Raw genomic sequence first — 22,998 nt, 5'->3', positions numbered from 1 at the left:
AGGGTCTGTAGCTCAGCTGGTTAGAGCACCGTCTTGATAAGGCGGGGGTCGTTGGTTCGAGCCCAACTAGACCCACCAACTTCCATCGGGGGATTAGCTCAGCTGGGAGAGCACCTGCTTTGCAAGCAGGGGGTCGTCGGTTCGATCCCGTCATCCTCCACCACGTCTTAGAAGAAGACGTTCTCTTGAGAAGAAGAAATCGTCGCTGACGCAAGAACGCTTGGCCATCGAAAGATGACGCCGGGCGGTTTGCGTCAGCGATTCGAAAGAATCGGCTGTTGCTCTTTAACAATTTGTAGAGTCGAAAATCAGCGTTGTCGGCGGAAAGCAGGCCCGAGTGGACTGCACCGTGCCGCCGATGACGAACTTGATTGCGTCAACAGATATTCAGCTTGAGTTGATCGAGAAATCGATTGAAGCGAGTTTTGAAGAACGGCATAACGCGAAATACTCAAACAGTCCTTGATCGATGCTTGTTGAAAGACACAGGCGTCAAAGTTATAGGGTCAAGTGACTAAGTGCATGTGGTGGATGCCTTGGCGATTACAGGCGACGAAGGACGTGATAGCCTGCGATAAGCTTCGGGGAGCTGGCAAATTAGCTTTGATCCGGAGATTTCCGAATGGGGAAACCCGACCGTAAGGTCATCGCATACTGAATACATAGGTATGCGAGGCGAACCGGGTGAACTGAAACATCTCAGTAGCTCGAGGAAAAGACATCAACCGAGATTCCGAAAGTAGTGGCGAGCGAAATCGGAAGAGCCTGCACGTTTTAGCATCTTGCATATCAGAACGGAATGGAAAGTCCGGCCATAGCGGGTGATAGCCCCGTATGAAAAATGTAGGGTGTGGAACTAGGCGTGCGACAAGTAGGGCGGGACACGTGTAATCCTGTCTGAATATGGGGGGACCATCCTCCAAGGCTAAATACTCGTAATCGACCGATAGTGAACTAGTACCGTGAGGGAAAGGCGAAAAGAACCCCGGGAGGGGAGTGAAATAGATCCTGAAACCGCATGCATACAAACAGTCGGAGCCCGCAAGGGTGACGGCGTACCTTTTGTATAATGGGTCAGCGACTTACATTCAGTGGCAAGGTTAACCGAATAGGGAAGCCGTAGAGAAATCGAGTCCGAATAGGGCGTTCAGTCGCTGGGTGTAGACCCGAAACCAAGTGATCTATCCATGGCCAGGATGAAGGTAGGGTAACACCTGCTGGAGGTCCGAACCGACTAGTGTTGCAAAACTAGCGGATGAGCTGTGGATAGGGGTGAAAGGCTAAACAAACTTGGAAATAGCTGGTTCTCTCCGAAAACTATTTAGGTAGTGCCTCAAGTATTACCGTCGGGGGTAGAGCACTGTTATGGCTAGGGGGTCATGGCGACTTACCAAACCATTGCAAACTCCGAATACCGATGAGTACAGCTTGGGAGACAGTGCACCGGGTGCTAACGTCCGGACACAAGAGGGAAACAACCCAGACCGCCAGCTAAGGTCCCCAAAATTGGCTAAGTGGGAAACGAAGTGGGAAGGCTAAAACAGTCAGGATGTTGGCTTAGAAGCAGCCATCATTTAAAGAAAGCGTAATAGCTCACTGATCGAGTCGTCCTGCGCGGAAGATGTAACGGGGCTAAGCCAGTTACCGAAGCTGCGGATTTGCTAGCAATAGCAAGTGGTAGGAGAGCGTTCTGTAAGCCTGTGAAGGTGGCTTGTGAAGGCTGCTGGAGGTATCAGAAGTGCGAATGCTGACATGAGTAGCGTTAAAGGGGGTGAAAAGCCCCCTCGCCGAAAGCGCAAGGTTTCCTACGCAACGTTCATCGGCGTAGGGTGAGTCGGCCCCTAAGGCGAGGCAGAGATGCGTAGCTGATGGGAAACAGGTCAATATTCCTGTACCGATATGTAGTGCGATGTGGGGACGGAGAAGGTTAGCTCAGCCGGGTGTTGGATGTCCCGGTTCAAGCGTGTAGTCGTGCTGCCTAGGCAAATCCGGGCAGCTTAGATGAGGCGTGATAACGAGGCGGCTTGCCGCTGAAGTGAGTGATACCCTGCTTCCAGGAAAAGCCACTAAGCTCCAGCTACATACGACCGTACCGCAAACCGACACTGGTGCGCGAGATGAGTATTCTAAGGCGCTTGAGAGAACTCTGGAGAAGGAACTCGGCAAATTGACACCGTAACTTCGGAAGAAGGTGTGCCTTTAGTAGGTGAACCATTTACTTGGGGAGCCCAATGAGGCCGCAGAGAATCGGTGGCTGCGACTGTTTATTAAAAACACAGCACTCTGCAAAGACGAAAGTCGACGTATAGGGTGTGACGCCTGCCCGGTGCTGGAAGATTAAATGATGGGGTGCAAGCTCTTGACTGAAGTCCCAGTAAACGGCGGCCGTAACTATAACGGTCCTAAGGTAGCGAAATTCCTTGTCGGGTAAGTTCCGACCTGCACGAATGGCGTAACGATGGCCACACTGTCTCCTCCAGAGACTCAGCGAAGTTGAAATGTTTGTGATGATGCAATCTCCCCGCGGAAAGACGGAAAGACCCCATGAACCTTTACTGTAGCTTTACATTGGACTTTGAACAGATCTGTGTAGGATAGGTGGGAGGCTTTGAAGCGGTGCCGCTAGGTGTCGTGGAGCCAACGTTGAAATACCACCCTGGTGTGTTTGAGGTTCTAACCTTGGCCCGTTATCCGGGTTGGGGACAGTGTATGGTGGGCAGTTTGACTGGGGCGGTCTCCTCCCAAAGCGTAACGGAGGAGTTCGAAGGTACGCTAGGCACGGTCGGAAATCGTGCTGATAGTGCATTGGCATAAGCGTGCTTGACTGCGAGACTGACAAGTCGAGCAGGTACGAAAGTAGGACAAAGTGATCCGGTGGTTCTGTATGGAAGGGCCATCGCTCAACGGATAAAAGGTACTCTGGGGATAACAGGCTGATACCGCCCAAGAGTTCATATCGACGGCGGTGTTTGGCACCTCGATGTCGGCTCATCTCATCCTGGGGCTGTAGCCGGTCCCAAGGGTATGGCTGTTCGCCATTTAAAGAGGTACGTGAGCTGGGTTTAAAACGTCGTGAGACAGTTTGGTCCCTATCTTCCGTGGGCGCTGCAAGATTGAGAGAGCCTGCTCCTAGTACGAGAGGACCGGAGTGGACGCACCTCTGGTGTATCGGTTGTCACGCCAGTGGCATCGCCGAGTAGCTATGTGCGGAAGAGATAACCGCTGAAAGCATCTAAGCGGGAAACTCGTCTCAAGATGAGTCTTGCCGGGGCCTTGAGCCCCCTGAAGAGTCGTTCGAGACCAGGACGTTGATAGGCTGGGTGTGGAAGCGCAGTAATGCGTTAAGCTAACCAGTACTAATTGCTCGTGAGGCTTGACCCTATAACTTTGATCAAAACCATCAAAGTCTGTTCGAGATCAAGCGTTGTGCAGTTCTTCCAACGAATACCTCTGAACGCAATCAAGTTCATCCCAGATCACATGCTGATTCCGCTTGCGTGGTTCAACCCCACGCAGCGTCGACTCTACGAATTGGCTGCAAAGCACTCCCCCAAAGGATGCTCGGCAGCAACAAGTTAAGCCTGATGACCATAGCGAGGTGGTCCCACTCCTTCCCATCCCGAACAGGACAGTGAAACGCCTCAGCGCCGATGATAGTGCGGGTTCCCGTGTGAAAGTAGGACATCGTCAGGCTATTAATAGCCAACCCCCGTCGCCTCCCAAGGTGACGGGGGTTTTGCTTTTGGGGCCATGCTTTCAGCGGCGGTGTACGCACAGCGCTCCCGCTTTCATCCAAGCAATACCCGCATTGCCGCTCCCGCGGGCCTGCACTAACCTGCTGCGTTCCATGAACTTCACCGAGGACGCGCCATGACCATCGCCCGCCATTGGATTGCCCTGGGATGCCTTGCCGGCGCTGCGGCGCTCGTCGCCTGCGCCGGCAGCACGATGCCGCCGAACCCGATGACCTTCTTCGTCACCAGCGCCAACCCGGGCAAGGGCGCGGACCTCGGCGGCCTGGCCGGCGCCGACAAGTACTGCAAGGTGCTCGCGACAGCCGTCGGTGCCGGCGACAAGGAATGGCGGGCCTATCTCAGCACCGATGCATCGGGCGGCGCCGCGCCGGTGAACGCGCGCGACCGCATCGGCAAGGGCCCCTGGAAGAACGTTCGAGGCGTCGTGGTCGCCAACAGCGTCGACGAGCTGCACGGCAGCAACGCCCTCACGAAGCAGACGGCCCTCACCGAGAAGGGCGAGGTGATCAACGGCCGTGGCGACACGCCGAACATGCACGACATGCTGACCGGCTCGACACCGGACGGCCGTGTCGCGACGGGCGACAAGAACCTGACCTGCGGCAACTGGACGCTGAGCGGCGATGGCTCCGCGGTCGTCGGCCACCACGACCGCACTGGCCTCGACGAGCAACCGCCCGCCAAGTCGTGGAATTCCTCGCACCCGACGCGCGGTTGCGGCCAGGAGGCCCTCAAGGCGACCGGGGGGGCGGGCCTGTTCTACTGCTTCGCCGCGAGCTGATGCGGCCGCCGGACGCGAAGCAGCGCAGCCTCAGCGCTTCGCGTCCTGCCGCCAGGCTTGCTGCAACGCCAACCACCCGGAGACCCCCAGTGCCTCCAGCGTGCGCATGTTCGTCTCGTAGATGCTGTCCGGATCGGGGAAGCTGTCGACCGCGCGCGTGATGCTGTCCTCGCGCAGCAGGTGCAGCGTCGGCCAGGGCGATTGGTTGGTGGCGTTGGTGACATCGTCCGCGTCGGTGCCGGCGAACCGGAACTGCGGGTGGAAGGACGCGATCTGCAGCACGCCGTCCAGTCCCATCTCGTCGACCGCCGCCTCGGCGACACCGAGAAACTCGTTGAAGTCGTCGAAGTCGCCGAGCACCTCCGGATGGATCAGCAAGGTGGTCTCCACCTCGGCGGCCGGTGTGTCGACCAGCCGCTGCATCTCGTCGCACAGCGCCGCCAGCAGCGACGCCTCGTCGGCCGCGGCGCTGACCACGTAGCGGATCTGGTCCTTCACCTGCACCGCCTTCGCGAACGGGCACAGGTTCAGCCCCACCACGGCGCGTGCCACCCACGCGCGGGTTTCTGCCATCACGGCGTCGGCATCGATGTCCATTGCCGGATTGTCGCCGCAGGCGCGCACGGCGCTGGCACACTGCACGCCCGATGACCGCACCGCTGAAGTACCTGACCGGCTACCCCGAACCGCTGCAAGCCCAGGTGCGCAGCCTGCTGGAGCAGGGCACGCTTGGCGAGCGCTTGCTCTCGCGTTGCGAAGGCACGCACGAGGTGCGCACCGACGGCGCGCTGTACGACTACACGATGGCGCTGAAGAACCGCTTCATGCGCAGCTCGCCGCCGCTGAGCAAGGTGGCGTTCGACAACAAGCTGCACGTCGTCGAGCAGGCGCTGGGCCTGCACACGATGACCTCGCGCGTGCAGGGCACGCAGCTGAAGGCCAAGCGCGAGATCCGCATCGCGAGCGTCTTCAAGACGACGCCGGAAGATTTCCTGCGCATGATCGTCGTGCACGAGCTCGCACACCTGAAGGAGCGGGCGCACGACAAGGCCTTCTACCAGCTGTGCACGCACATGGAGCCCGACTACCACCAGCTCGAATTCGACCTGCGCGTGTTCCTGACCTGGCGGGACAGCCAGGGCTGAGCCGCACTACCAGTCTTCCTTCACCGCCAACGCCATCTGGCGGCCCGCCGCGCTGCGCGCCGACAGCCAGGCCGTCACGGTTCCAGCCACCACCACGGCCGCGCACAGGGCGGCCAGCCGCTCCCACGGCAGCAGCAGGTCCATCGTCCAGTGGAAGCTCTGCGGGTTCACCACCTTCACCAGCACCACGCTGACCGCGAGCCCGAGCAGCAGGCCCAGTAGCGCGCCGGCGGCCGTCCACACCGCGCCTTCGATCGACACCACCGCCAGCACCTGGCGGCGCGTCAGTCCCAGGTGCGCGAGCAGCCCGAACTCCTTGCGCCGCGCCAGCACCTGCGCCGAGAAGCTGGCCGCGATGCCGAACAGCCCGATCGCGATCGCGACCGCCTGCAGCCAGTAGGTCACCGCGAAGCTGCGGTCGAAGATGCGCAGCGAGATCGCGCGGATCTCGCCCGGCGAGGCGAACTCCAGCAGCGCACCGTCCAGTCCCGACGCCTGCGCGGCAGCGCGCAAATCGGCCTGCACCGTGGCCAGGCCGGTGCCGGGCGCGAGCCACAGCGCCATGTCGTTGACCTTCACGTCGCCGGTCAGCCGCCGGTAGTCGGCCGCGTGCATCGTGACGGCACCGTGCTGCCGCGCGTAGTCGCGCCAGACGCCGCGCACGAACAGCGACACCCGTTGTCCGTCCGGCAGCGGCAGGCTCAGCCGCGTGCCCGGTGACGCGCCATACAGGCTGACCATTGCCTCGCTGACGTAGCCGGCCAGCTCGCCGTCCGGCAGCGGCAGCAGCGTGCCGACCAGCGGCAGCTCCTTGTCCGGGTCGGACAGCGCCCGCGCGATCAGCGCCACCCCCGGCCGCTGCGCATCCAGCTGCACCACCGACACCCGCTGCGATTCGATGCGCAGCACGCCGGGCACGGCCGCCGCGCGCTGCTGCAGCTGCGGCGGCAGGGTCACGACGTCGTTGGCGCCGGGGCCGGCCGCGGCGCGCAGGTACAGGTCGGCCGGCAGCACCGTGTCCAGCCATTGGGTGACGGCATCGCGGAAGCTCGCGACCATCACCGTCAGCGCAACCGCCAGGCTCAGGCTCGCGACCACGCCGGCCACCGCGATGGTCGCGGTGTTGCGTTGGTGGCGTGCGCGCTCGATGGCCAGCAGCGCCAACGGCTGGCGCGAAGGTCTCATGCCCTTCAGCAGCGCGGCCACGCCGGCCGGCACGCAGGCGATGCCGCCCAGCAGCAGGCAGGCGACCGACCCATAGGCCGCCAACGGGATCTCGGCCACCGGCGGCAGCAGCGCCAGCAGCACGCCGGCCAGCAGCAGCACCGGCCCGGGCCAGCGCGCGGCTTCGGCCTGCTGCGTGCCGAGGCCTTTCAAGGCCTGCGCCGGCGCGAGCTGCTGGGCTGCCCGCGCGGGCAGCCAACCGCCCACCACCGCGGCGACCACGCCCAGCCCGCCATAAGTCAGCGCGGCGAGGCCGCTGAATTGCAGGTGCGGTGCGACCCCCGGGAAATACCCGCCACCCAGGTCGCCCGCCAGCAGGCGCAAGGCCAGCGCGGCGAGCGCCGTGCCGAGCGCCAGCCCGAGCACGCTGCCGGCGGCACCGAGCAGCGCCGATTCCGCCAGCACCAGCCGCAGCCGGTCGCGCCCGCCGAGGCCGAGCACGCCCAGCAGCGCGAGCTGCGGCTGGCGTTTCGCGACCGACAGCGACAGGATCGAGAACACCAGGAAGGCGCCGGTGAACAACGCGACGAGCGCGAGCACCGTCAGGTTCACGCGGTAGGCGCGCGACACGTTCGACACGCGCTGGACCTCCTCGTCGGGGGATGCCGCCCGCACGCCTTCGGGCAGCGCGAGCGCGCGCAGCACCGCGGCACGATCGGCGCCGGGTGCGAGCCGCACGTCGATGCGGCTCAGCCGGCCGATCCGTCCGAAGCTCGATTGCACGCCGGCGATGTCCATCACCGCCAGCGCCGGGCCGATGGCGCCGATGCTGCCGAGCACCTTCAGTTCGACGCGGCCGCCTGCCGTCTGCAGCTGCAGCGTGCGCGGCTGCCCCAGTCGCTGCCGCGCTTGCGCATTCAGGAAGATCGCGTCCGGCGCCAGCAGCGCCAGGCGGTCCGCGCCGGCGTCGGGCTGCGGCATCAGCGCCGGCGACAGCGGCGCGGCCACCAGCGCATCCAGGCCGACCACCTTCAGCGGCACGCGCTGCCCCTGCGCGTCGAAGGCATAGGTGTCGACCTCGACGACCGGGCTCGCAAGGGCCACCTGCGGCTGCGTCGCGATGCGGCCGTACAGCGCTTCGTCGAAACCGCCGCGTTGCGCGCGCAGCTCGAAATCCGGCTCGCCGTTGACGGCGCGCACCGCCGAGCTGAACTCGCCGAGCGCCGACTGGTTGATCAGCTGCACCGAGAACGCGAGCGCCACGCCCAGCATCACCGCCAGCAGCGCAGCGAGGTGGCGCCAGGGATGGTGGCGCAGCTCGGGCCAGGACAGGTGGCGCAGCAGCGAGAACATCGTCTGCCGCTCAGGCGGTCATGCCGTTCGCCGTCAGCGTCAGCACGCGGTCGGCCCGCGCCGCCGCATGGCGCGAATGCGTCACCAGCACGCACGCCGCCCCTTGTTCGCGCACCTGGGCCGACAGCAGGTCCATCACCCGCTCGGCGGTGGCCGGATCGAGGTTGCCGGTGGGTTCGTCGGCCAGGATCAGCTGCGGCCGGTGCACCAGCGCGCGGGCGATCGCCACGCGCTGCAGCTGTCCGCCCGACAGCGTCTGCGGCAGCCGGTCGCCGAAGCCGTCGAGGCCGACGGCATGCAGCAACCCGGCCACGCGCGCATCGTCCGGCCGATGCTGCAGCAGCAGCGGCAGCCCGACGTTGTGCGCGACGCTCAGGTGCGGCAGCACGTGGAAGGCCTGGAACACGAAGCCCAGGTGTTCGCGGCGGAACAGCGCCTGCTGCGTGTCGTCGAGCGCGGTGACTTCGGTGCCTCCGATGTGCACCGATCCGGCATCCACCGTGTCGAGTCCGGCCAGGCAGTTCAGGAAGCTCGACTTGCCGACGCCCGATTCGCCGAGGATCGCGACGAACTCGCCGGCCGCCAGCATCAATTCGACGCCCGAGAACACCGGCGTGTCGCCGTAGCGCTTGGCCAGGCTGCGCACGTCCAGCAGCGCAGTCGCTGGAGCACCCGGCGGGCTCATGCCACCAGCCGCCGGGCGCACGCCACGGCATTCGCCAACGCATCGGGCGCATCGCAGGCGATCACGTGGCGCTGCGGCATGCTGCGCAGCCAGGTCAGCTGGCGTTTCGCGAGCTGGCGCGTGGCCGCGATGCCGCGCTCGGGCAGCTCGCTGAGGTCGTCCTCGACCAGGGCCTCCCAGGCTTGCCGGTAGCCGACGCAGCGCATCGACGGCATGTCCGCATCCAGGTCGCCGCGTGCCTCGAGCCGGCGCACCTCGTCGACCAGCCCGTCGTCCAGCATCTGGTGGAAGCGCTGCTCGATGCGCTGGTGCAGCCAGGCGCGGTCGGCGGGCTCGAGCGAGATCAGCGGCGGCAGCTCGCGCGCCGGCTTCTCGCTGTGGAAGGACGAGATCGGCTGGCCGCTGACGCGGTACACCTCGAGTGCGCGCTGGATGCGTTGCTGGTCGCCGGGCTTCAGCCGTGCCGCGGTGACCGGGTCGACGCGTTGCAGCTCGCGGTACAGCGACCACAGGCCGTCGCGCTCGCACTGCGCGTCCAGTGCGGCGCGCACCGCGCGGTCGGCGGCCGGCATCGCGTCCAGCCCTTCGAACAGTGCCTTGAAGTACAGCATCGTGCCGCCGACCAGCAGCGGCAGGCGGCCGCGCGCCTGGATCTCGCCGATCAGCCGTTGCGCATCGCCGACGAAGCGCGCGGCCGAGTAGGCCTCGCTCGGCTCGATGATGTCGATCAGGTGGTGCGGCACCGCGGCGAGCTCGGCGGCGCCGGGCTTGGCGGTGCCGATGTCCATGCCGCGGTAGACCAGGGCCGAGTCGACGCTGATGATCTCCACCGGGCGGTGGGACGCGAGCGCCTCGGCCATGGCCAGGGACGTCGCGGTCTTGCCCGAAGCGGTCGGGCCGGCGAGGCAGAGGTAGGAAGGCAGCATGTCAGGCTCGAAGTGTGTTGAAGCGTTCCCGGATGCCGATCCGGGATCTCACGCCGCCGAAGAAAGAGGGGCCGGCCGCGCCGGCTCGCCGTGCCGCTGCACCAGCGTCCAGGCCACGGCGGCCACGCCGACGCTGCAGGCCCCGATGCCGAGCGTCAGCGGGTACACCGTGCCGTCCAGGTGCTTGCCCAGCCACAGCCCGACCGCCAGCGCGCTCAGCGTCATGCCGAAGCCCGACAGCGATGCCGCCGTGCCGGCCTTCTCGGGAAACGGCCCGACGGCCCCGGCCTGCCCGCAAGGCTGGTGGATGCCGTGCCCGACCGCGTACAGCCACTGCGGCAGCACGATGGCCCACACCTCGTGCACCCCGGCCAGGCTCAGCGCCGCCATCGACAGCCCGCCGCCGAGCGTGAACCCGCCGCCCACCGCCACCGTGCGCCGCAGCCCGCGCGAGGCCAGCAGCCGCCGGCACAGCAGCGTGCCCAGCGTGTACGCCAGCGAGTTGCTCAGCATGATCACGCCGTAGCCGACACGCGAGGTGCCCAGCACCTCGATGAAGACGAAGGACGAGCCGGCCAGCAGGAAGAACAGCCCGCCATAGGTGAAGGCCGACAAGGCGGCCCATGCCTGGAAGGTCGGGTGCCGGCACACGCTGCCCCAGTTGCGCAGCAGCGGCCCGATGCGCGTCGCGCCGACGTTCAGCGCCGGCACCGTCTCGCCGAAGCGCCACGCGATGAAGGCCAGCGTCAGTGCGCCGAACACCGCCGGCGCCATCAGCGCCGCGTGCCAGCCCGCGTGCTGGGCCAGGAGCCCGCCGATCACCGGGCTCAGCATCGCGATCACGCCCAGCCCGGTCAGCGCCCGCGACATCACGCGCGCGCCCTCGTGCGGCGCGTACAGGTCGCGGATGATCGAGCGCCCGCAGGTCACCGCCGCCGCCATCGCCGCGCCCTGCAGCGCGCGCCACAGCACCAGCCAGCCGATGGTGGGCGCCAGTGCGCTCAGCACGCTGGCCACGGTGTACAGCGCCAGACCCGCCAGCAGCACCGGTCGCCGCCCGAAGCGGTCGGCCAGCGGCCCGCAGACCAGCTGGGCAATACCGAAGCAGATGATCAGCGCCGACAGCGTCAGCTGGGCTGCCGACACCGGCGCCTGCAGCTCGCGCGTCAGCATCGGCAGGGCCGGCAGGTACAGGTCGGTCGTGACCGGCTGGATGCCCAGCAGCAGGATCAGCGAGAGCACCACCACGGGCGGGCTCATCGAATGGCGGGGAGGGGTCACGGGGGCAGGCGGGTCGGGGGCGCGGTGGCGCAGACCGAGAGCCTATCAGGCGGCACGGGGTTGCACCCTGTGACGCGCAGGGGTGGCAAGTTGCTACGATGCCTGATCGCCGCTTCGCACCTGCCGGAGACCTCCATGCACGCCATCCGCCGTCCCGCCCGCCGCCTCGTGGCCGCCACCGTCGCCGCCAGCCTGGCGCTGTCGGGCTTCGTGCCCCGGGCCCAGGCGCTGACGCTCAGCGCCGAGCAGGTGGCCGAAAGCGAGGGTGTCGTCAGCGGCGCCGTGCAGCGCGAACGCCTGCTGGCCGCGCTGCAGCGCGACGACGTCGCGCGCGCGCTGCAAGAGCGCGGTGTCGACCCCGACGAAGCGCGTGCCCGCATCGCCGCGCTCAGCGACGCCGAGGCGGCGCGCCTGGGGGCCGAGATCGACCGCGCCCCGGCCGGCGCCAACGACATCGTCGGCACGCTGGTCTTCGTCTTCGTGCTGCTGCTCGTCACCGACATCCTCGGCTTCACGAAGGTGTTCCCGTTCACGCGGCCCATCCGTTGATCCGGGCGGCGCTGCTGCTGGCGGCGCTGCTGCTGGGCGGCTGCGCGGTGCAGACCGCGGCGCTGCGCGCGGATCCGCCGGCCGGCCTGCCGCCGGTGGTCGAGCTGACATCGACACCGTTCTTCCCGCAGACCGATTTCCAGTGTGGCCCGGCCGCGCTCGCCACCGCGCTGGCCGCCGCCGGCTTCGCGGTGGATCCGGCGCAGCTCTCGGCCGAGGTCTTCGTGCCCGCGCGCGCCGGCAGCCTGCAGGCCGAGATGCTGGCCGGCGCACGCCGCCACGGCGCGGTTGCGACGCGCATCCCCGGCGAGATGGCCGCGCTGCTGCGCGAAGTGGCCGCCGGCCACCCGGTGGTCGTGCTGCAGAACCTGGGGCTGTCCTTCGTGCCTCTGTGGCATTACGCCGTGGTGGTCGGCCACGACCTGCCGCGCGGCGACCTGCTGCTGCGCTCCGGCCGCACCGAGCGCGAGGTGATGCCGCTGTCGACCTTCGAGCACACCTGGGGCCGCTCCGGCTCCTGGGCCTTCGTCGTGCTGGCGCCGGGCGACTGGCCGCTCACCGCGCGCTCATCCGACGCGGTCGAGGCCGCCGTGGGTTTCGAACGCAGCGCGCGTCCCGCCGTCGCGGCCCGCGTCTACGCATCGGCCGTGCAGCGCTGGCCCGACCCGCCCAGCCTGGCCATCGGCTGGGGCAACAGCCTGCGCGCCGCCGGCGACACCGCACGCGCCGCCGAGGTGCTGCGCGCCGCGGCCGAGCGCCACCGCAGCGCGCCGGCCTGGATCAACCTGGCCGACCTGCTGCTCGCGCTCGGCCGGCGCGACGAGGCGGTGCAGGCCGCGCGCGCGGCCGTCGCGTTGCACGACGCCTGGCAGCCGCAGGCGCAGCAGGCACTGGAAGAGGCCTTGCAGGCGGTGCGCTGAGGGCGTGTCCGACCACGCATTCCAGGGGGCATCCACCCCCTCGGAATGCACTCACTTGAGGGGTCCTTCCCAGGGTGGCGCGGCGCCTTTTGACTTTACATTGCTTCACTTGAAGGACACGGTGGATCACATGCCTGACGGCGCGTGAACGGCGGGTCCGATGAGCCATGTTCGGGCACCGCGCAATCCTCGTCATCCGATGAACAGCAGCACACCCTGGCTTCAATGTTTCACCCCGCGTCCTGATGCGCGCGCACGCCTGATCTGCTTCCCGCGTGCGGGTGTCGGCGCCGCGGTGTACCGCCCGTGGTCCGCCGGCCTGCCCGCCGCGCTGGAGGTGCTGGCCGTGCAACTGCCCGGCCGCGCGAACCGGCTCGACGAGCCGCCGATCGCCGACATCCCCACGCTGGTGCGCGCCGTGCTGCCGCAGCTGCTGGCCGAGCTCGACAAGCCCTTCGCGCTGTTCGGCCACAGCATGGGCGCGGTGCTGGCCAGCGAGGTGGCGCGCGCGCTGCAGGCGGCCGGCCTGCCGACGCCGCGGCACCTGGTCGTCTCCGGCCGCCGCCCGCCGCACTGGCCGGCCCGCGAGCCCGCGCTGCACCGCCTGCCCGATGCGCAGTTCGTCGGCGAGATCCAGCGCCGCTACGGCGGCATTCCGCCCGAGCTGCTGCAGCATGCCGACGTGATGGCGCTGCTGCTGCCCAGCCTGCGCGCCGACATCGCCGCGCTCGAGACCCACCTGCCGCCGGCCGGCCGCGCGCCGCTCGATTGCGCGCTGTCGGTGTTCGGCGGCAGCGCCGATCCGCTGACGCCGCGCGAGCACCTCGATGGCTGGCGCGGCGAGACGCGCGGCCCGTTCCGCGTGCGCGTGTTCCCCGGCGACCACTTCTACCTGAACGAGCGCCGCGATGCGCTGCTGGCCGACCTGTCGGTGACGCTGGCGCCCTTGTTGTCCGGCAGCGTGCCGGCGTCCCCCGCCTTCGCCTGACCCGAGGCCCCGATGCAACCGATGCCGCCAGCCGCTCCCGCCGTCGCTGTCGTGGGCATCGGGTGCCGGTTTCCCGGCGGCGTCAGCGACCCGGCGAGCTTCTGGTCGCTGCTGAGCGAAGGCCGCGACGCGATCGCCGAGATCCCGGCCAGCCGCATCGACCTGGCGCACTACTTCGACCCACGCCCCGCGACACCGGGCCGCATCATGACGCGCTGGGGCGGCTTCCTCGACGGCATCGAAGGCTTCGACGCCGATTTCTTCGGCATCTCGCCGCGCGAGGCCGAGCGGCTCGATCCGCAGCAACGCCTGCTGCTCGAGACCGCCTGGGAAGCGCTGGAAGACGCCGGGCAGGACCTGGCCGGCATCGACGCCGCGCGCGCCGGCGTGTTCGTCGGCCAGTGGCTCACCGATTTCGAGTCGCGGCTCTTCAGCGACCCCGAGGCGGTCGATTTCTACATGACCACCGGCAGCGGGCGCTACGCGTCGTCGGGCCGGCTGTCGTATGCGCTGGGCCTGCGCGGCCCGAGCCTGACGCTGGACACCGCCTGCTCGTCGTCGCTGGCGGCGGTGCACCTGGCGGCGCGCAGCGTGCGCAGCGGCGAATGCCTGCTGGCCATCGCCGGCGGCGTCAACATCATCCTGCAGCCGCACATCAGCATTGCCTACTCGCAGAGCCGCATGATGGCGCCGGACGGCCGCTGCAAGTTCGGCGACGCGCGCGGCGACGGCTACGTGCGCAGCGAAGGCGCCGGCCTGGTGGTGCTGAAGACGCTGGCGCAGGCGCAGGCCGACGGCGACCGCATCTACGCGCTGATCCGCGGCAGCGCGGTCAACAACGACGGGCGCAGCAGCGGCTCGATGGGCACGCCCAGCCGCAGCGGGCAGGAAGAGCTGCTGCGCAGCGCCTACCGCGACGCGGGCCGGCCGGCAAGCGAGGTCGGCTACGTCGAGGCGCACGGCACCGGCACGCGCGCCGGCGATCCGGTCGAGCTGGGCGCGCTGGCCGACGTGCTGGGCGAGGACCGCGCGCCGGGGCAGCGCGCCGCGGTCGGCTCGGTCAAGACCAACTTCGGGCACACCGAGGGCGCGGCCGGCGTGGCCGGTTTCATCAAGGCGGCGCTGGTGCTGCACCACCGCGAGATCCCGGCCAGCCTGCATTGCCTCGAGCCGAACCCGGCGATCCCGTGGGCGCAGATGCCGGTGGAGGTGGCGCGCCAGGCGCGGCCGTGGCCGGCGCAGGCGACGCTGGCCGGCGTCAGCGCGTTCGGCATCGCGGGGACCAATGCCCACGTCGTGCTGGAACAGGCACCTGCAGACGACACGGCGAGCGCCGACGGCACGGTGCCCTTGCTGCCGCTGTCGGCGCGCAGCGATGCCGCCTTGCGCGCGCTGGCGCTGCGCCATGCCGCGCTGTTGACCGCGGGTGCACCGCTGGCCGACGTCTGCTGGAATGCGGCCACCCGCCGCACCGCGCTCGAGCGCCGCGCCGTCTTCGTTGCCGACGATGCGCCCGCGATGGTGGCCGCGCTGAAGCGCTATGCCGATGGCGAGGCCGCGGCGGCCGAAGGCGTCGCCGCCGCCGCGCGCCCGAAGATCGCGTTCGTGTGCCCCGGCCAGGGCGCGCAGTGGACCGGCATGGCGCGCGAGCTGATGGCGCGCGAACCGATCTTCCGCGCCGCGCTCGCCGACTGCGACGAGGCCGCCCGCCCGTTCGCAGAGGGGTCGCTCGTCGAGCAACTGATGCTCGAGCCCGGTGCCGCGGGTTACCGCCTCGACCAGATCGACGTGATCCAGCCGGTGCTGGTGGCGCTGGCCTGGGCCTATGCCGCGCTGTGGCGCTCGCACGGTGTCGAACCCGACGCAGTGGTCGGCCACAGCATGGGCGAAGTGGCCGCCGCGGCGATTGCCGGCGCGCTGAGCCTGCCGCAGGCGATGCGCATCATCTGCCGGCGCAGCGCGCTGATGCGCCGCACCAGCGGGCAGGGCGCGATGGCGCTGGTCGAGCTGGGCATGGCCGAGGCGCAGGCCCGCATCGCCGGGCGCGAGCAGCAGGTCGCGGTGGCGGTCAGCAACAGCCCGCGCTCCAGCGTGATCTCGGGCGACCCGGGCGTGGTGCAGGCGCTGATGGCCGAGCTGGAACGCGAGGGCGTGTTCTGCCGCCTCGTCAAGGTCGACGTCGCATCGCACAGCCCGCAGATGCAGCCGCTGGCGGTCGAGCTGGCCGCCGAGCTGCACGACCTGCAACCGGCGGCGACGCATGCGGCGCTGTACTCCACCGTGCTGGCGCGCCGCGCCGACGGCGGCGAGCTGGCCGGCCATTACTGGGCCGACAACCTGCGCCAGCCGGTGCGCTTCGGCGCGACGGTGYAGCAGCTGCTGGCCGACGGCGTCACGGTGTTCATCGAGCTCGGCCCGCACCCGGTGTTGCTGCCGGCCCTGCAGCAGACGGCGCAGGCCGGCGGCCACGAGGTGGTCGGCATCGCCTGTGCGCGCCGCGACGAGCCCGAGCAGGCCGCGATGCGCGCCGCGCTGGGCGCCTTGCACTGCGCCGGGTTCCCGCTGGCCTGGGCACGCGTGCTGCCGCGCGGCCGCACGCTGACGCTGCCGACCTACCCGTGGCAGCGCGAGCGCCACTGGATCGCCGCGGCCGACATCGCGCCGGCCGGTGCGCAAGGGCACGGCCCGGTGATCGACGGCCACCACCCGGTGCTCGGCGCCGGTGTCGCGCTGGCCGGCACGCCGGCCGGTGCGCTGTGGAACCTGTCGCTCGATCCGCTGCGCGTGCCAGCCTGGTTCGCGCACGGCCTGCACGGCAGCACCGTGTTGCCGGCGTCTGCGTGGCTGGAGTTGTCGCTCGCGGCGGCACAGGCGCTTGCGCCGGGCGCCGCGGTGCACGGCCTGCGCTTCGAGCGCGCGCTGCACCTGCAGCCGGACAGCGCCGCGGCGCTGCAGCTGCAGGCCGTGGCGGCGCACGACGGGACGCTGCAGCTGGGCTTCCAGAGCCAGGCCGGCAGTGCATGGACGCTGCATGCGCAGGCGCAGGTGGGGCCGGGCGCGAGCCGTCCGCCGGACACCGGCGTGCTGGCGCGGCTGCGCGCGCAGCCGCCGCTGGCCGGTGCCGGGCTCTATGCGCGGCTGCAGGCCATCGGCGCCCGTTTCGGCGAGCCGCTGCATGCGATCGCGCAGGCCTGGTTCGCGCCGGCCGAGGCGTTGGCGCAGCTGCTGCCGCTCGCCGCCGACCGCTTCCGCGTGCCGCCGGCCGCCCTCGATGCGTGCTTCCAGCTGATGGTCACGCTGGCGCCGCCGGGCGAGCTGTGGCTGCCGACGCGCCTGGACACGGCGCTGTGGCTGCGGCCGCTGTCGGGCGCCGCATGGGTCCATGCGAAGGCGACCGCACCGCAACGCGACGGCGAGCCGGTGCGCGTCGACGCCGTGCTGTTCGATGAGCAGGGCCCGGTGCTGCAGCTCGATGGCCTGGTGCTCGAACGGCTGGGCGCGACCGCGCAGGCCGATGCGGCCGATGCGTTCTACGCGGTGGACTGGGTGCCGGTGTCGCTCGCGCCGGCCCATCCGGTGCCGCGCGAATGGGCGGTGATCGCCGACCGTGACGGCCTGGCCGCCACGCTGCGCGAACAAGGCGAACGCGTGCACCTGCTGTCCGATGCGCAGGGCCTGGCCGAGCCCGCAGCCGCGTCGCGCCTCGACGTGCTGGACCTGCGTCCGCTGGACCTGGACAGCGTCGGCGACGCCGCCGCGCTGCATGCCATCGTGCAGGACGCGCAGGCCGTCATCCGACTGCGGGCCGGGGCCGACGTGCGGCTGTGGCTCGCGACGCGCGGCACGCTGGCGCAATCCCCGCTGTCGGGCCTGGCGGCGACGCTGGCGGCCGAGCACGGCGACCGCTTCGGCGGCCTGGTCGAGATCGGCGGGCCCGTCGATGCGCTGCTCGACGCGGTGCGTGCCGACGCCGGCACCTGCGCGCGGCGCGGCGATCGCTGGCTGCAGCCGCGGTTGCGCCGCGTCGCACCGGCGCCGTCGCCGACGGCGCCGTGGCGCGCCGATGCCAGCTGCCTGCTCACCGGTGGCCTGGGCGGCGTCGGCCGCCACGTCGCCGCATGGCTGGTCGGGCAGGGCGTGCGCCACCTGGTGGTGCTGGGCCGCACGCCGCTGCCGCCGCGGTCCCGGTGGGCGGTGCAGCCCACGCCGGCCGTCGACGCGATCCGCGCACTCGAAGCGCTGGGGGCCGACGTGCAGCATGCCGCCGTCGACGTCGCCGACGAGGCGGCGCTGGCGCGCTTCCTCGCGCAGCAGCGCGCCGAAGGCCGCCCGCCGATCCGCAGCGTGGTCCATGCCGCCGGCATCACCGACGACCGGCTGCTGCACGAGCTCGACGCCGCCTCGCTGGCCGCGGTGCTCGCGCCCAAGCTGCAGGGCGCCTGGAACCTGCACCGCGCGCTGCCCGAACTCGACCGCTTCGTGATGTTCTCGTCGATGGCCGCCGCGATGCCGCAGGCCGGCCAGGCGAGCTATGCCGCGGCCAATGCCTTCCTCGATGCGCTCGCACGCCAGCGCCGCGCCGAGGGCCGGCATGCGCAAAGCATCGGCTGGGGCGTGTGGACGCAGACCGGCGTGATGCAGGGCGAGGCCGGCCGGCGCCAGCAGGACGAGCTGCTGCGGCAAGGCATCGGCGGCTTCGCGCCGTCGCAGGCGCTGTCGCTGCTGGGCGATGCGCTGCGCCAGGATGCGCCGCACCTGCTGGTGATGCCGGTCGACTGGCGCGCGATGCGCAAGAGCCTCGGCGCGCGCGACCTGCCCTTGCTGCGCGAGCTGCTGGCCGAGGCCGTGGTGGTGCCGCCCGTCGACGACCTGTCGACCGCTGCCGATCCGGCCGAACGCCGCCGCGCCCTCGAGCGCGCGGTGCGCGACGTGATCGGCCGCGTGCTGAAGCTGGTGCCGGCGAAGATCGATGCGCGCAAGCCGCTGGGCACGATGGGGCTGACCTCGCTGATGGCGCTGGAGCTGCGCAACCGGCTCGAACCGCTGCACGGCAAGCCGCTGTCGGCGACGCTGGCCTGGAACTACCCGACGCTGGACGCGCTGGTGGGATTCCTGGCGGGCGATCACGAAGCGCCGGCTGCCGGCGTCCCGGCCGCCGCGCCCGCCGTTGCCGACGTGCTGGCCGGCGTCGATGAACTGTCCGACGAAGACGCGGCGCGCCTGCTGCGCAGGAAACGCTGACCATGAGCGACAAGCCCTCCGCCCCGTTGTCGCAGCTTTCCGCCGTCAAGCTCGCGCTGATGGCGCAGCAGATGCGCGGCCAGAGCGAGGCGCTGATGCGCGCCGACCCGATCGCCATCGTCGGCATGGGCTGCCGCTTCCCCGGTGGCGCCGACAGCCCTGAGCAGTTCTGGCAGCTGCTGGTCGACGGTGTCGACGCGGTGCGCGCGGTGCCGGCCGACCGCTGGGATGGCGACGCGCTGTACGACCCCGATCCGTCGGTGCCGGGCAAGTCGGCGACCAAGTGGGGCGGCTTCCTCGACCGCATCGACGGCTTCGACGCCGCGTACTTCAACATCCTGCCGCGCGAGGCCGAGCGCATGGACCCGCAGCAGCGGCTGTTCCTCGAGGTCGCGATGGAATCGCTCGACGACGCGGGCCTCACGCGCGAGCGCCTGCGCGGCAGCCACACCGGCGTGTTCATCGCGAGCTACCACAACGACTACCAGCTGCTCGAGTACAAGGACCCGGAGGCGATCGACGCGCGCACGCTGACCGGCACGGTGCACAGCGTGCTGGCGAACCGGCTGTCCTTCCTGCTCGACCTGCGCGGCCCGAGCGTGTCCGTCGACACCGCGTGCTCGTCGTCGCTGGTCGCGATCCACCTGGCCTGCCAGAGCCTGCGCCACGGCGAGAGCGACGTCGCGCTGGCCGGCGGCGTCTCGCTGATGGTGACGCCGGACCTGATGATCTCGCTGTCCAAGGTCGGCTTCATGGCGCCGGACGGGCGCTGCAAGACCTTCGACGACAGCGCCGACGGCTTCGGCCGCGGCGAAGGCTGCGGCGTGATCGTGCTGAAGCGGCTGAGCGATGCGATCGCCGACGGCGACCGCGTGCTCGCCGTGGTGCGCGGCTCGGCCGTCAACCAGGACGGCCACTCGACGCTGCTGGCCGCGCCGAACGGCCTGGCGCAGCAGGCGCTGATCCGCGAGGCGCTGGCCTCGGCGCAGCTGGCGCCCGGGCGCATCGGCTTCATCGAGGCGCATGGCACCGGCACGCCGCTCGGCGACCCGATCGAGGTCGAGGCGCTGGCCGCCACCGTCGGCCGCGCCGACGCGGGCGGCGGCACCTGCTGGCTCGGCGCCGCCAAGGCCAACCTCGGCCACATGGAGGCCGCGGCCGGTGTCGGCGGGCTGATCAAGACGGTGCTGGCGCTGCGCCACGAGCTGATCCCGGCGCAGGTGCACTTCAAGCGCTTGAACAAGCACCTGTCGCTCGACGGCACGCGCCTGGCGGTCGCCGCGCGGCCGGTGCCGTGGCCGGCCGGGCCGCAGACGCGCTGCGCCGGCACCAGCTCGTTCGGCGTCGGCGGAACCAATGCGCACGTGATCGTCGAAGAGGCGCCGCGCCTGCCGGCCGATGCGCCGCCGGCCGGCACGCCGGCGCGCCTGCTGCACCTGTCGGCGCAGAGCGAGGCGGCGCTGCGCGCGCTGGCGCAGGCCTGGAGCGAGTTCCTGCCGGCCACTCCCGCGAGCATCGCCGACCTGTGCCACACCGCCGGCGCGCGCCGTTCGGCGCTGGACCACCGGCTCGCGCTGGTCGGCCGCACGCGCGAGGATTTCGTGGCGCGCCTGGCCGACCACCTGCGCGACGAGGTGTCGCCCGGCGTGGCCGCGGGCCGCGTGCCCGCCGAAGGCGTGCCGCGCCTCGCCTTCGTCTTCAGCGGGCAGGGCCCGCAGTGGTTCGCGATGGGCCGCGAGCTGGTCGCCGACAGCGAGGTGTTCCGCGCCAAGGTCGCCGAATGCGATGCGCTGCTGCAGCCGCTGGCCGGCTGGTCGCTGCTGGCCGAGCTGGCGAAGGACGAAGCCGCCTCGCGCCTGGACGACACCGAGGTCGCGCAGCCGGCGCTGTTCGCGATCCAGGTCGCGCTGGCGGCGCTGTGGGCCAGCTGGGGCATCCGCCCGGATGGCGTGGCCGGCCACAGCGTCGGCGAGATCGCCGCGCTGCACGTGGCCGGCGTGCTGTCGCTGGCCGACGCGGTGCGCGTGGTGTGCCAGCGCGGCCGCGTGATGCAGCAGGCCACCGGCAACGGCCGCATGGCGGCCGCCAGCCTGTCCGAGGACGAGGCGCTGCAACTGCTGAAGCCCTACGGCGACCGCCTCGCGCTGGGCGCCGTCAACGGCCCGCGCAGCATCGTGCTGTCCGGCGAGCCGGCCGCGCTGGACGAAGCGCTGGCGGCGCTGACGCGGCGCGGCGTGTCGCACCGCATGCTGCCGGTGCAGTACGCCTTCCACAGCGCGCAGATGGCGCCGTTCCAGCAGGCGCTGGCCGGGCTGCTGGCCGACCTGCCGTCGCAGGCGCCGCAGGTGCCGGTGTACTCGACGGTGCTGGGCGCGCTGGCCGGCACGCAGCGCTTCGACGGGGCGTACTTCGGCCGCAACGTGCGCGAGCCGGTGCGGCTGCATGCGGCGATCAGCGCGATGGCCCACGACGGCTTCGATGCCTTCCTCGAGATCGGGCCGCACCCGGTGCTGAGTGCGTCGATCGCCGAGAGCGTCGCCGCGGCCATCGGAACGTCGGGCAGGACCGTCCAGGTCCTCGCCTCGCTGCGCCGCGGCAAGCCCGAACGCGAAACCCTGCTGCAGGCCGCCGCGGCGCTGCACGTGCACGGCCACACGCTGGACGCCGAAGCGGTGGCCGGCGAGGGCGGCGAGGTGGTCGACCTGCCGCGCTACCCGTGGCAGCGCAAGCGCTACTGGCTGCGGCCGACGCCGCTGGCCAGCGCGCCGGTGCGCGGCGCGCATCCGCTGCTGGGCGTGCGGCTGTCGACCCCGGCGACGACGGCGCGCGTGTTCGACGCGCGCTGGTCGGCGCACGATGCCGGCGCGCTGCACGAGCACCGCATCGGCGGGCGCCTGCTGATGCCGGCGACGGCGATGCTCGAAGCCTGCCAGGCGGCCTTGCGGACCGTGTCCGATGGCGCACCGAAACCACTGGCGAGCTTCGCGGTCGAACGCCCGCTGTTCCTGCCCGAGACCGGCGAGGCGCACTGGCAACTGATCGTGCGCGACGACGCGGTCGAGTTGCACCAGGCGCTGGAGGGCGACGCGTGGCAGCGCGTGTGCACCGCCGCGATCGCCGATGCAGCGCCGGCCACGGCGTTGCAGACGCAAGGCGCATCGCAGCCGCTGTCCGCGACCGAGATCTACGCCGGCTTCGAGTCCATCGGCGTCGCCTTCGGCCCCGCCTTCCGCAGCCTGCACGAGGTGCAGCGCGGCAGCGGCTGGGCGCGCGCCACGCTGGCGCTGCCGGCCGACGTCGAACCGCAGGCCGCAGCCTTCGGCCTGCACCCCGCGCTGCTCGACGGCGCGCTGCAGCTGTGCGCGGTCGCCGCGCAAGGCGTGCCGAAGCGGCTGTGGGCGCCGATGGGGGCCGAACGCTTCCAGCTGCTGCGCCCCGGCGTCGCGCGCCTGGCGGCCACCGTCGTGCTGCGCGGCGAGGCCGGTGCCGACATCGAGCTCGCCGACGAGCATGGCGCCCCGGTCGCGCGCCTGGACGGCGTGCGCTTCGCCGACACCGACGCGCGCACGCTGGCCGGCCAGGACGGCGGGCACGAGGACCTGTACGAAACGAGCTGGATCGGCACCGCGCCGCTGCCGGCGTTGGCCGACAGCGAAGACGATGCCGCCGGCGACTGGCTGCTGCTGTCCGACGAGAGCGGCGTCGCCGCCGTGCTGCGCCGCGCGCTGCAGCTGCGCGGCGGGCGCGTCACCGAGGTGGTCGTCGGCGAGCGCTTCCATCGCCTCGAATCGAACCGCTGGGCGGTCGACCCGCGCGATGCGGCGCAGATGCAGTCGGTGGTGGCCGACTGGCGCGCGCATGGCACGCCGCGCGCGGTGATCGACCTGTGGAGCCTGGACACCCCCGGCTTCGACGCCGGCCAGGCCGACGCCGCCGAGCTGCGTGCCAGCGGCTCGCTGCTGCACGTGCTGCAGGCACTGGCCGGCGACGCGCAGGCCCCGGCGGTCGCGCTGTGGCTGGTGACGCGTGCCTCGCAGGCGGTGCTGCCGCACGAGGCGCCGGTGTCGTCGGCCGCGGCCGGCGCCTGGGCCTTTCTCGGCGTGCTCGCGGCCGAGCACCCCGAGCTGCCGTTGCGTGCGATCGACACCGATGCCGCCGACCTGGACGCCTTGCTGGCCGAGCTGCTGGCCGCGCAGCCGCTGGCGTGCGT

The 22,998-nt window shown here is 70.2% G+C and carries 12 protein-coding genes, 2 tRNA genes and 2 rRNA genes; 11 read left to right on the top strand and 5 right to left on the bottom strand.

Annotated elements, in window-relative coordinates:
* Position 1 precedes the first annotated feature (1 nt).
* From AC1DYN_RS16850 to AC1DYN_RS16830, 5 genes are all read left to right on the top strand, one after another.
* Positions 2–78: transfer RNA gene (locus AC1DYN_RS16850), tRNA-Ile, on the top strand.
* 9 nt (positions 79–87) lie between these two features.
* A tRNA-Ala gene (locus tag AC1DYN_RS16845) sits at positions 88–163 on the top strand.
* Between the two features lie 341 nt (positions 164–504).
* A 23S ribosomal RNA gene (locus tag AC1DYN_RS16840) occupies positions 505–3,381 on the top strand.
* Between the two features lie 199 nt (positions 3,382–3,580).
* Positions 3,581–3,693: ribosomal RNA gene (gene rrf, locus AC1DYN_RS16835) — 5S ribosomal RNA — on the top strand.
* Between the two features lie 177 nt (positions 3,694–3,870).
* On the top strand, positions 3,871–4,536 hold the full coding sequence (locus AC1DYN_RS16830) for a hypothetical protein (RefSeq protein ID WP_477961540.1): 666 nt from the start codon (positions 3,871–3,873) through the stop codon (positions 4,534–4,536).
* A gap of 30 nt (positions 4,537–4,566) precedes the next feature.
* Here AC1DYN_RS16830 and AC1DYN_RS16825 read toward each other — a convergent pair whose 3' ends face one another.
* Entirely contained in the window at positions 4,567–5,133 is a 567-nt protein-coding gene (locus AC1DYN_RS16825) for a DUF1415 domain-containing protein (protein WP_477961538.1), read from the bottom strand.
* Between the two features lie 50 nt (positions 5,134–5,183).
* On the opposite strand from AC1DYN_RS16825, the gene AC1DYN_RS16820 reads away from it, so the two are divergent.
* Entirely contained in the window at positions 5,184–5,681 is a 498-nt protein-coding gene (locus AC1DYN_RS16820) for a M48 metallopeptidase family protein (RefSeq protein WP_477961536.1), read from the top strand.
* Positions 5,682–5,687: 6 nt separating this feature from the next.
* Here AC1DYN_RS16820 and AC1DYN_RS16815 read toward each other — a convergent pair whose 3' ends face one another.
* From AC1DYN_RS16815 to AC1DYN_RS16800, 4 genes are read right to left on the bottom strand one after another with little or no spacing between them, the layout of a single operon-like run.
* Positions 5,688–8,198, bottom strand: a complete 2,511-nt coding sequence (locus tag AC1DYN_RS16815) for an FtsX-like permease family protein (protein ID WP_477961534.1) — start codon at positions 8,196–8,198, stop codon at positions 5,688–5,690.
* 10 nt (positions 8,199–8,208) lie between these two features.
* Complete coding sequence (locus AC1DYN_RS16810) at positions 8,209–8,883, bottom strand: ABC transporter ATP-binding protein (protein ID WP_477961532.1); 675 nt, start codon at positions 8,881–8,883, stop codon at positions 8,209–8,211.
* Positions 8,880–9,809 carry a tRNA (adenosine(37)-N6)-dimethylallyltransferase MiaA gene (miaA, locus tag AC1DYN_RS16805; protein WP_477961530.1) on the bottom strand — a complete coding sequence of 310 codons (930 nt, stop codon included), beginning with the start codon at positions 9,807–9,809 and terminating at the stop codon, positions 8,880–8,882. The genes AC1DYN_RS16810 and miaA overlap by 4 nt, the downstream gene beginning before the upstream one ends.
* A gap of 48 nt (positions 9,810–9,857) precedes the next feature.
* The gene (locus AC1DYN_RS16800; RefSeq protein WP_477961528.1) at positions 9,858–11,069 is read right to left on the bottom strand and encodes a multidrug effflux MFS transporter; all 1,212 of its coding nucleotides are present in this window, start codon (positions 11,067–11,069) and stop codon (positions 9,858–9,860) included.
* Between the two features lie 156 nt (positions 11,070–11,225).
* On the opposite strand from AC1DYN_RS16800, the gene AC1DYN_RS16795 reads away from it, so the two are divergent.
* From AC1DYN_RS16795 to AC1DYN_RS16775, 5 genes are all read left to right on the top strand, one after another.
* Positions 11,226–11,639, top strand: a complete 414-nt coding sequence (locus AC1DYN_RS16795; RefSeq protein ID WP_477961526.1) for a PA2779 family protein — start codon at positions 11,226–11,228, stop codon at positions 11,637–11,639.
* Complete coding sequence (locus AC1DYN_RS16790) at positions 11,636–12,559, top strand: PA2778 family cysteine peptidase (protein ID WP_477961524.1); 924 nt, start codon at positions 11,636–11,638, stop codon at positions 12,557–12,559. The genes AC1DYN_RS16795 and AC1DYN_RS16790 overlap by 4 nt, the downstream gene beginning before the upstream one ends.
* A gap of 199 nt (positions 12,560–12,758) precedes the next feature.
* The gene (locus AC1DYN_RS16785; protein WP_477961522.1) at positions 12,759–13,547 is read left to right on the top strand and encodes a thioesterase II family protein; all 789 of its coding nucleotides are present in this window, start codon (positions 12,759–12,761) and stop codon (positions 13,545–13,547) included.
* A 21-nt stretch (positions 13,548–13,568) separates the two neighbouring features.
* Complete coding sequence (locus tag AC1DYN_RS16780; protein ID WP_477961520.1) at positions 13,569–18,788, top strand: type I polyketide synthase; 5,220 nt, start codon at positions 13,569–13,571, stop codon at positions 18,786–18,788.
* 2 nt (positions 18,789–18,790) lie between these two features.
* On the top strand, positions 18,791–22,998 hold a 4,208-nt coding region (locus AC1DYN_RS16775; protein ID WP_477961518.1), incomplete at its 3' end, for a type I polyketide synthase.

Source organism: Rhizobacter sp. P2_D12 (assembly GCF_056404395.1).
Note: the sequence above shows the minus strand (reverse complement) of the source record. Positions and strands in the feature narration are given on the sequence as shown.

What these genes read in the sequence shown, in the direction of transcription:
- AC1DYN_RS16810 (WP_477961532.1), bottom strand. Translation starts at nt 8,883, where the DNA reads ATGAGCCCGCCGGGTGCTCCAGCGACTGCGCTGCTGGACGTGCGCAGC.
- AC1DYN_RS16825 (WP_477961538.1), bottom strand. Translation starts at nt 5,133, where the DNA reads ATGGACATCGATGCCGACGCCGTGATGGCAGAAACCCGCGCGTGGGTG.
- AC1DYN_RS16785 (WP_477961522.1), top strand. Translation starts at nt 12,759, where the DNA reads ATGAACAGCAGCACACCCTGGCTTCAATGTTTCACCCCGCGTCCTGAT.
- miaA (WP_477961530.1), bottom strand. Translation starts at nt 9,809, where the DNA reads ATGCTGCCTTCCTACCTCTGCCTCGCCGGCCCGACCGCTTCGGGCAAG.
- AC1DYN_RS16795 (WP_477961526.1), top strand. Translation starts at nt 11,226, where the DNA reads ATGCACGCCATCCGCCGTCCCGCCCGCCGCCTCGTGGCCGCCACCGTC.
- AC1DYN_RS16830 (WP_477961540.1), top strand. Translation starts at nt 3,871, where the DNA reads ATGACCATCGCCCGCCATTGGATTGCCCTGGGATGCCTTGCCGGCGCT.
- AC1DYN_RS16820 (WP_477961536.1), top strand. Translation starts at nt 5,184, where the DNA reads ATGACCGCACCGCTGAAGTACCTGACCGGCTACCCCGAACCGCTGCAA.
- AC1DYN_RS16815 (WP_477961534.1), bottom strand. Translation starts at nt 8,198, where the DNA reads ATGTTCTCGCTGCTGCGCCACCTGTCCTGGCCCGAGCTGCGCCACCAT.
- AC1DYN_RS16800 (WP_477961528.1), bottom strand. Translation starts at nt 11,069, where the DNA reads ATGAGCCCGCCCGTGGTGGTGCTCTCGCTGATCCTGCTGCTGGGCATC.